Below are 7,758 nucleotides of genomic sequence, written 5' to 3'. Positions count from 1 at the left end.
GTAATAATTCCTGTAATTAATTCACCAGGTGTCACGTCAAAGGAAGGGTTAAAAACCTTCACTCCCTCTGGGGCTATTTGAATTTTTTGAATTTCCGTGATCTCCTTTGGATTTTGTTCTTCGATAGGTAGATCATCACCTTTGGTAATCGATGGATCAATAGTTGATAAAGGAGCAGCTACATAAAAAGGAATTTGATAGGCATTGGCAAGTAAGGCTAAATTATATGTACCTATTTTGTTTGCCGTATCACCATTTGCGGCAATTCTGTCGGCACCTACGATAATTGCATTGATTTTTTTTGCCTTGATTGTATGTGCAGCCATATTATCTGTAATGAGTGTGACATCGACCTCTGCTTGCGAAAGCTCCCATGTCGTTAAGCGTGCTCCATGAAGTGCTGGTCTCGTCTCACAGACAAAGACTTGAATATCAACATTTTTTTCTTTTGCTAAGTAAAATGGTGCAGTTGCAGTCCCGTATTTAGCAGTAGTGAGCGAACCTGCATGACCAATTGTCATGACACGATCACCTTGATTAAGAACAGAAAGAGCATTCTCGCCAATTAAACGGCAAATCTCTTCATCCTCTACTTGAATCTGAATCGCTTCATGAACAATGGTTGTTTTTGCCTCATTAATTGATTTTGCATCTGATATACTATCCACTAATCGATCCAATGCCCATATGAAATGAAGTGCTGCTGTCTGTGAGCTTGCTAAATAATTTCGATACTTATGTAGCGATTCACGAAATTGCTCCAAAGATTCAGATGTATCCTGTAAACTAGCCAGAGCAAGACCATAAGCTGCGGTAATACTTGTTGCAGATGTACCTTTTACTTTTAATGTATGAATCGCATCCCAAACATCATCAATCGTTGTAAGCTCAAGATATTCGGTTAGTTGCGGGATTATTTGCTGATTTAATAATTTAAGTGAATCATCCTGCCAAATAACAGAACGAGGTATTGTGATTGTAGTATTACTCATAGGGAAAAACTCCTTTTTCCTAAAAATTCTGATTTCGTACTCTTTAGTCCTTTGTTATTTTATTGCTACATGTTGAGATCGATTTGCAATTGTCTGTTTTACGTATTGAATAAATTGTACAGGCTTTGTTATATTTTTTTGCTTAATAACGAGCTCATAACCTAATGAAAGGGCTAATTGCTTTACAGTTATTTTTTTGTCATATGTTTGTATAGTATCTAAAGCTGTTCCATGTGCATGCCCAATTGTATAACGTATTAATTCACAACCAGCAAAGCCAACAGCATCTGTGAATATTTCAGAAAGAATATGCTCTAAATAACCATTATTTGCTGTGTAAATTTCAGAGGCATCTTTGTTCCAAGCTTTTGAGAATTCTTCAACAAATACGTTCCATGTTGTAATGAGATGTTGGAAAAGGAACGCTTGCTCTTCTAAGTCACGTGAAAGGATATTTAATAAAAAGTGACCGAAAACTTGACCGACATCAAATGCAATTGGTCCAAAATAAGCGAAACCTTCGTCTATAACTTTTGTTTCATGCTCACTTACAAGGATGTTTCCTGTATGTAAATTTCCATGAATAAGTGCTTCAGGCTTTTTAAGAAATTTTTCCTTCAATTTTGATACTTCAAGCTTTAATAATTTATCCTGTAAAATTTTCTCCACATTTGCTTTTAGTACTGGTTCATAATGGAATGTCTCATGTTCGAAAAGTGGGTCTGTAGTATCAAACTCCTCAATGTTTTTACATCGATCAGGGTTAGAAAAATGTCTCTCTATTTCATTTTTCGAATGCTGGGTATGTGCATAAATCGATGTATAAAATAATGTTTTTCCTAAAAATGCACCTAGGTGTGTCGAGAGCAATGGTAGTTCACTACCTTCAACGAGTGCTTTACGGGCTATGTGAAGATGTGACAAGTCTTCAATAATTGTAATTCCAAGCTTCACATCTGAATAATAAACCTTTGGAACATATGCAGGAGCTATGTCTCTTTGTTTTAATAGTGCATGGTCTTCAATACGTGTACGATCAATTGGAAAAGGCCAGCTTTCACTTATGATTTTTGTATAAGGTAATGCTTGTTTAATCATATATCCGTTACCAGTAGAAGTTTCTTTTACATGAAAGTTGAGATGTAAATTCCCATCACCTATTTTATTGCAAGTTAATTGACTTGTATCTTCAAATAGCATAAGCCGCTTTACAAGAGCGATCGCATCTGATTCAGTTAATGGTTGATAGGCTGATGATTTTCTAGCACACATAGTAAAGACCTCCATGTAAGTTATCTGTTTATTTAGCTTTCAATTTATCGTTACAAAAGAAAAGCCTCTTTCATAAATGAAAGAGGCTTGAAGTCACTGCTTCTCACCTCTCATCTTTCAGAAAGTTAAATCTTTCTGATGGAATTAGCACCGTGCCCTATTGGATAAAATCCAAGGTGAAAACATCACCCCATTTTGCAATGGTAGTATGGTCGGTTGCTGCGGCGTCATTGGGCCAAGTCCCTCTGCCAACTCTTGATAAGAGATTTTAATAATTATGTAGTTAATGTTTCAAATTTTATAAATTGTTTAAAAAAAGAATGCTTGATTAGCATGTTAACAAGCAATAAATACATTTGTCAATAAAAATTTTATAAATTGAACTAGGAAAAGGATGAGATTAAAAATCAAAACCTTTTAAAAAATGGAGCAAATTATAGAAAATGGTTGATTCAAGCGTGTAAGAAAAAATTCCTAAGTACTTGGTACAATAACAAGTAAAGCTCTAATAAAAAGTCGGACGAAGCTATCTGAGTTTCCATCCGACTTTTTGCTAATAATTTTTGAAAATAAAATAAGGTTTACTTATTACGTTTATCAAGTAAGTTTATTAATTCACGTTTCTTCTTCGTTAAAGAAAGGAATTTTTCATCTAATTGTATATACTCTTCAGATGATGGTAAAATAAGACTCATTTGTCCGAGAACAGCTGTAATCTCAGTTTCGATACAGAGTAATTCCTCTTTTATCCCTAGGATATTTGGTTCGCTTTGTCTTTGTTTTCTTTTCTCATATTGCTCGAGATTCATTTCGACCCTGATGATTTTCTCGTTTTCAATAACAAGAAGTTTATTACATAGTTTGTTCATAAAGTAATAATCATGTGAAACGATTAATAATGTCCCGGTAAAATCAGTTAATGCTGCTTCTAGTTGCTCTCGACTTGCTAAGTCTAAATGGTTAGTTGGTTCATCTAAAATAAGCAGATTATACCCTTGTAGCAGGATTTTCGTTAACTTTATTCGGGTCCGTTCCCCAAGACTTAATGTTGCGATTGGCTGCATTAATTTATCAGCATGGATGCCCATATTCGCTAATATAGTTCTGGCTTTAAATTGTTCTTCCTGATCCGTTAATTCCAAAGCGTCAATAGCTCGGATGGATAAAGGCATATCTCCAACATCTTGGCTTAAATAGGCTACTTTATTAGCTTGACTGATGATGAGTTTGCCGCTTGATTGTTGCTCCTGTCCGATAATTATATTTAGTAATGTTGTTTTACCAGAACCATTTGGACCAATTAATCCAATACGCTCCCCATTATTAATATAAAAGGAGCTATCTTTAAATAGTGTTCGTTTTCCAAAAGATTTTTCTAGTCTTTCAGCCTCAACCATTCTTTTTCCGCGCTTTTTATTTTCGGCAAATTGAAAACGAACGGTTGCTTCTTCAATAGGCTTCTCAATTTTCTTCTTTTCTAGCTCCTGATTTAAACGCTTCATTTTAGATTTTATCGCTTTATCAATTTTTTTCGCCTTTACTCCATGATATTCTTTAAAGCCTTCTTGTTTATTCATATTTCGATGTGCTTTTCCTGACCATTGCTGTAATTGATTGATTTGTTGCTCAACATTCGCTTTATATTTTTGCATATTCTCATATTGGTGCAGTTTATCAGCATTGAGTTTTTTCTTTTTTTCACGGTAGGTCGTATAGTTTCCTGAATAAATAGTTAAGTTTCCTTGTTCTAAATCATAGATTGTAGACACGGTTTTATCAAGAAAGTAACGATCATGTGAAATGATAAGAACTGTCCCATTGAAATGCTTTAACTCATTTATTAACCAATTGACACCTTGAAAATCAAGGTGATTTGTTGGCTCATCCAATATAAGGAGCTCTGGCTGTGTCGCCCATATTTGCGCTAACGTAATTTTTAGCCTTTCCCCACCACTTAAATGGGCAAGCTGTTCATTTGTCCAATTTTGCACTTGCTGTAAACCAAGCTCACTTGTTCGTAAATAAAATTCCTTTGAGGATAAAGCATCTTCCTGAAGTGTGTTATCAACTGATTGGTGTAAGTAGCCAACCGTTATGTTTTGCTGCTTTTCAATTTTCCCTGAATCAGGAGCTAACTGGCCATAAATAATTTGGGCTAATGTTGTTTTACCAGCACCGTTTGCACCAACAAGTCCTACACGTTCATTTTTTAATAAATCGAATGACACATCATTTAAAATCATTTCATCAGCAAAGCTCTTTGTTATATTTCGTGCTTTTACAATAAACATAAAAAAACCTCCCTAAACCATAGAGAGGACAGACTGTTCCAATATACAAAATGATATAGAAAAATAAGCATAAAGATATGCAATTTCTATAAAATGAACGTATATGGTGTATAAAGGACAGACTAATCCAATTTCTCTAGGTTTGAATTTTTTATTCAAAAAACTCCTAAGAAAAAAGATTAGTAAATCATTGTCCTAATAAACACCCTTTCGTACAATAGTTATATATAGTATATGTAGTATTGACGAAAAATGCAATTTGTTTTCGTACATCAATTTATCGTTTTTCCACATTCTAAAAATAGCAATTGTTTGCTATAAGGAGGACTACTCATGAAGGTTCGTTATAATTATGTAAAAAAGGAAGATGTAAAATACTGTGAGGAACATGTAACAGTAAAGGAAGCATATGATTATTTAAGCCAGACAGGATACCGCTCTGTCCCTGTATTAAAGGATAATGGGAAAACATTTGTTGGACTAATTTATAAGGTTCATCTTTTAGAGCATTTTGTGGAGAGAAATGGGAAAGACGATGATAAAATTTCAGATTTAATTGCAAACAAGGATGCCTTTATTTATGAAAATGATTCGTTTTTTAAAACCTTTATAACAATAAGACGTCTCCCGTTTTTAGCAGTTTTAAATGAACAAAATGAATTTTCTGGAATCATTACCCATTCAAATATAATGGATGTATTAGAGGATTCATTCGGTATGAAAACAGGAGGTTATTTGTTAACTATCGGGACGAAGGAGCATAAAGGTGCTTTAAAGGACTTAGTAACAGCTGTTAAGGATGTAAATATAGAAGGATTGCTTACTCTAGATAATGGTGATAAATATTTAAGAAGAATAATTTTAAATCTTTCAGGAGATTTAACAGAAGCAAAATTGGAGCAAATTATTACAAAATTGGAGAGCAAAGATTTTCGGATTGCAGCAATTGAAAAAATTACAAACTAACTACTATTTATCGAATAGCTTGGTTTAAACGTGTAGGGAAGAGGGAATATATTTAAACAGGTAAGAAATATATTCCTTTTACCTTTCAAAGAATTCTTGGACGAACAATTGTTAGGAGGGAACCCTTATGAATCATGAAAACATGAAGAAATTGCTTCTCGAGTTAATCCATTTCAAAAGAAAGGAAATGATCGAAGCAGCCGATAAGGAAGGGTATACAAGCCAATTAACGATAAGATGTAGTCAAGAATTAGATGTTTTGTTGAACGATTATGACCAGCTAATAAAAGAAAAAGAGCAAACACTGATAAGGAAGTTTGAAGATTATATCCGAATGATTTGGACAAGCAGTACTAGTAAAATTGGAATTTGAAAAAATAGTATGTTCATACGAAAGAGGCTGACGTTTTAACTTTTAAGTCAGCCTCTCTACATGCATAATTGTTTTTAGAACTAAAAGCTATAAATTAAAATAATCATAAATAGTATTCCTATTATAAAGGAATAGGTGGCAATTCGTTCATTACCATCGCCATGGCTTTCTGGAATAAGCTCTTTATAAATGATAAATAACATTGCGCCTGCTGCAAATGAAAGTCCATAAGGAACTAAGAAGCTAATAATACTTGTTAAATAAAATCCAAGTAAAGATGCAATAATTTCTACTGCTCCAGTAGCTGTTGCAATTAAAAATGCTTTCCATTTGCTAATACTCTGATTAATGAGGAAAAGGGCAACTAAAAATCCTTCTGGAGCATTTTGTAATCCGATTGCAAAAGCAATTAAATTACCAGTATCACTTATATCAGATGCATAACTAACTCCAACAGAAAGCCCCTCTGGTATGTTATGCAACGTAATTGCCGCAATAATTAGCATTGCTTTTTCATCAAATTTAATGCCACTTTTTGAGTGCTCTAAATCAATATGTGGGATTAGTTTTTCAAGAGTTGTTAATGTAAGAACACCTAAAAATAATCCGATGGATATCTCGATAATTCCACCATATTTAAAGGATTCGGGTATTAATCCTAGCATGGCAGCTGTCATCATAATACCAGCTGTAAAAGCGAGAAGGATATCCCGCCAACGGTGTGTAAGCGTTCCTTGTAAAAATAAAATTGGGATAGCTCCTAATCCTGTTGAAAGTGCTGATAATATACTACCAAATAACACACTAGACATATAAATTTTCTCCTTTAAATGTATATCTACGTTTATCCTTACGTAATACATGTCGAGCAATACATATATTATAGCGGACTTTCCTTTTTTGTACTATGTCCATGACTAAAGTATAAAAAACATTGTGCTCATTTTCAGGTAAAGGGTTGATTGGTGCTACTTGTGAGACTCCAGTGGGGAAGGTGAAGTGTGAGCAAGTGTATACTAAAAGGAGACTTTAAACCCACCCCTATTGTAATCGAGTACTGCACGATGAAATCAACAAAAACCGTCAACAAGGTAAACAACAAAGTTTACAAAAAAAGCATTTTATTAAGATTATCGTGGAAGGATTATTTTGTATAAACTATGTATATGTTCAAACTTGATTAAAGTAGAAGTATTGTTTCAATGCGTTTCTTTGTGTAAAATATTAACATTGGAAAGTAACAATACAAAATCTTGACTAAACAAAGTATTTCCACTATCATAAGAATATTGGAATTGTTTCGAATTCGAGATATTTAGATTTTATTTAAAGGATTGAGTTAAATGGAAAAAGAAAAACAAATAGAAGATTCACTAAAATTATTTATTGTTCTTTCACGTGCACATCGTGCTTTTAATGATGTTGTCAATAAACATATTTCTACATATCAATTAAATCCAACAGAGTTTGCTGTTTTAGAGTTGCTTTATCATAAGGGAGCTCAGCCATTACAACAAATTGGCGGAAAGATTTTACTTGCGAGTGGGAGTATCACATATGTCGTCGATAAACTCGAGCAAAAGGGATTACTTGCGCGAAAAGCATGCCCTAACGATCGACGAGTCACTCATGCTGAAATTACTGACAAGGGAAAACAACTAATTGAAGATATTTTTCCAGAACATGAGGAAAAAATTAATGAGGTATTAAACGTATTAACTGCAGAAGAAAAAAGTATTGTCATCGACCTTTTGAAAAAGGTTGGTTTTCATGCGAATGAATTATTAAATAAACAAAAATAAAAAGGACCATTCGGTCCTTTCAGACTGTAGACAAACTCGATAAAATCGAGTTTGCATACAGT

The 7,758-nt window shown here is 33.7% G+C and carries 7 protein-coding genes and 1 riboswitch; of the genes, 3 read left to right on the top strand and 4 right to left on the bottom strand.

Translation table 11 applies throughout. From position 1 onward, the window contains the following. The 3 genes from mtnA to abc-f form a co-directional block, all read right to left on the bottom strand. Positions 1-992, bottom strand: a 992-nt coding sequence (gene mtnA, locus HU235_RS11875; RefSeq protein WP_174880348.1) for an S-methyl-5-thioribose-1-phosphate isomerase, incomplete at its 3' end; no start/stop codon positions are given. Between the two features lie 54 nt (positions 993-1,046). Further along, positions 1,047-2,264: an S-methyl-5-thioribose kinase gene (gene mtnK, locus HU235_RS11870; RefSeq protein WP_174880347.1), complete on the bottom strand. Its 1,218-nt coding sequence runs from the start codon at positions 2,262-2,264 to the stop codon at positions 1,047-1,049. Between the two features lie 107 nt (positions 2,265-2,371). Further along, positions 2,372-2,529, bottom strand: a riboswitch (SAM riboswitch). Positions 2,530-2,845: 316 nt separating this feature from the next. Then, complete coding sequence (gene abc-f, locus HU235_RS11865; RefSeq protein WP_174880346.1) at positions 2,846-4,555, bottom strand: ribosomal protection-like ABC-F family protein; 1,710 nt, start codon at positions 4,553-4,555, stop codon at positions 2,846-2,848. 333 nt (positions 4,556-4,888) lie between these two features. On the opposite strand from abc-f, the gene cbpA reads away from it, so the two are divergent. After that, positions 4,889-5,521 carry a cyclic di-AMP binding protein CbpA gene (gene cbpA, locus HU235_RS11860; RefSeq protein WP_095301525.1) on the top strand — a complete coding sequence of 211 codons (633 nt, stop codon included), beginning with the start codon at positions 4,889-4,891 and terminating at the stop codon, positions 5,519-5,521. 127 nt (positions 5,522-5,648) lie between these two features. After that, entirely contained in the window at positions 5,649-5,894 is a 246-nt protein-coding gene (locus HU235_RS11855) for an aspartyl-phosphate phosphatase Spo0E family protein (RefSeq protein WP_233452206.1), read from the top strand. A gap of 80 nt (positions 5,895-5,974) precedes the next feature. Here the strand turns inward: HU235_RS11855 and HU235_RS11850 are convergent, their stop codons facing one another. Further along, positions 5,975-6,706 carry a ZIP family metal transporter gene (locus HU235_RS11850; protein ID WP_095301526.1) on the bottom strand — a complete coding sequence of 244 codons (732 nt, stop codon included), beginning with the start codon at positions 6,704-6,706 and terminating at the stop codon, positions 5,975-5,977. 531 nt (positions 6,707-7,237) lie between these two features. Between HU235_RS11850 and HU235_RS11845 the strand changes: the two genes are divergently transcribed. Then, positions 7,238-7,696 (top strand): MarR family winged helix-turn-helix transcriptional regulator, encoded by a 459-nt coding sequence (locus HU235_RS11845; RefSeq protein WP_095301527.1) that lies wholly within the window; start codon positions 7,238-7,240, stop codon positions 7,694-7,696. The last annotated feature ends 62 nt before the right edge of the window (positions 7,697-7,758 follow it).

The sequence above is a fragment of the Metabacillus niabensis genome (assembly GCF_902829255.1).
GTDB lineage: Bacteria > Bacillota > Bacilli > Bacillales > Bacillaceae > Metabacillus > Metabacillus niabensis.
This window is presented reverse-complemented; position numbering and strand designations above follow the sequence as displayed.

Excerpts from the sequence above, each read along its gene's own strand:
- HU235_RS11855 (WP_233452206.1), top strand. The coding sequence starts at position 5,649 with ATGAATCATGAAAACATGAAGAAATTGCTTCTCGAGTTAATCCATTTC.
- HU235_RS11850 (WP_095301526.1), bottom strand. The coding sequence starts at position 6,706 with ATGTCTAGTGTGTTATTTGGTAGTATATTATCAGCACTTTCAACAGGA.
- cbpA (WP_095301525.1), top strand. The coding sequence starts at position 4,889 with ATGAAGGTTCGTTATAATTATGTAAAAAAGGAAGATGTAAAATACTGT.
- mtnK (WP_174880347.1), bottom strand. The coding sequence starts at position 2,264 with ATGTGTGCTAGAAAATCATCAGCCTATCAACCATTAACTGAATCAGAT.
- HU235_RS11845 (WP_095301527.1), top strand. The coding sequence starts at position 7,238 with ATGGAAAAAGAAAAACAAATAGAAGATTCACTAAAATTATTTATTGTT.
- abc-f (WP_174880346.1), bottom strand. The coding sequence starts at position 4,555 with ATGTTTATTGTAAAAGCACGAAATATAACAAAGAGCTTTGCTGATGAA.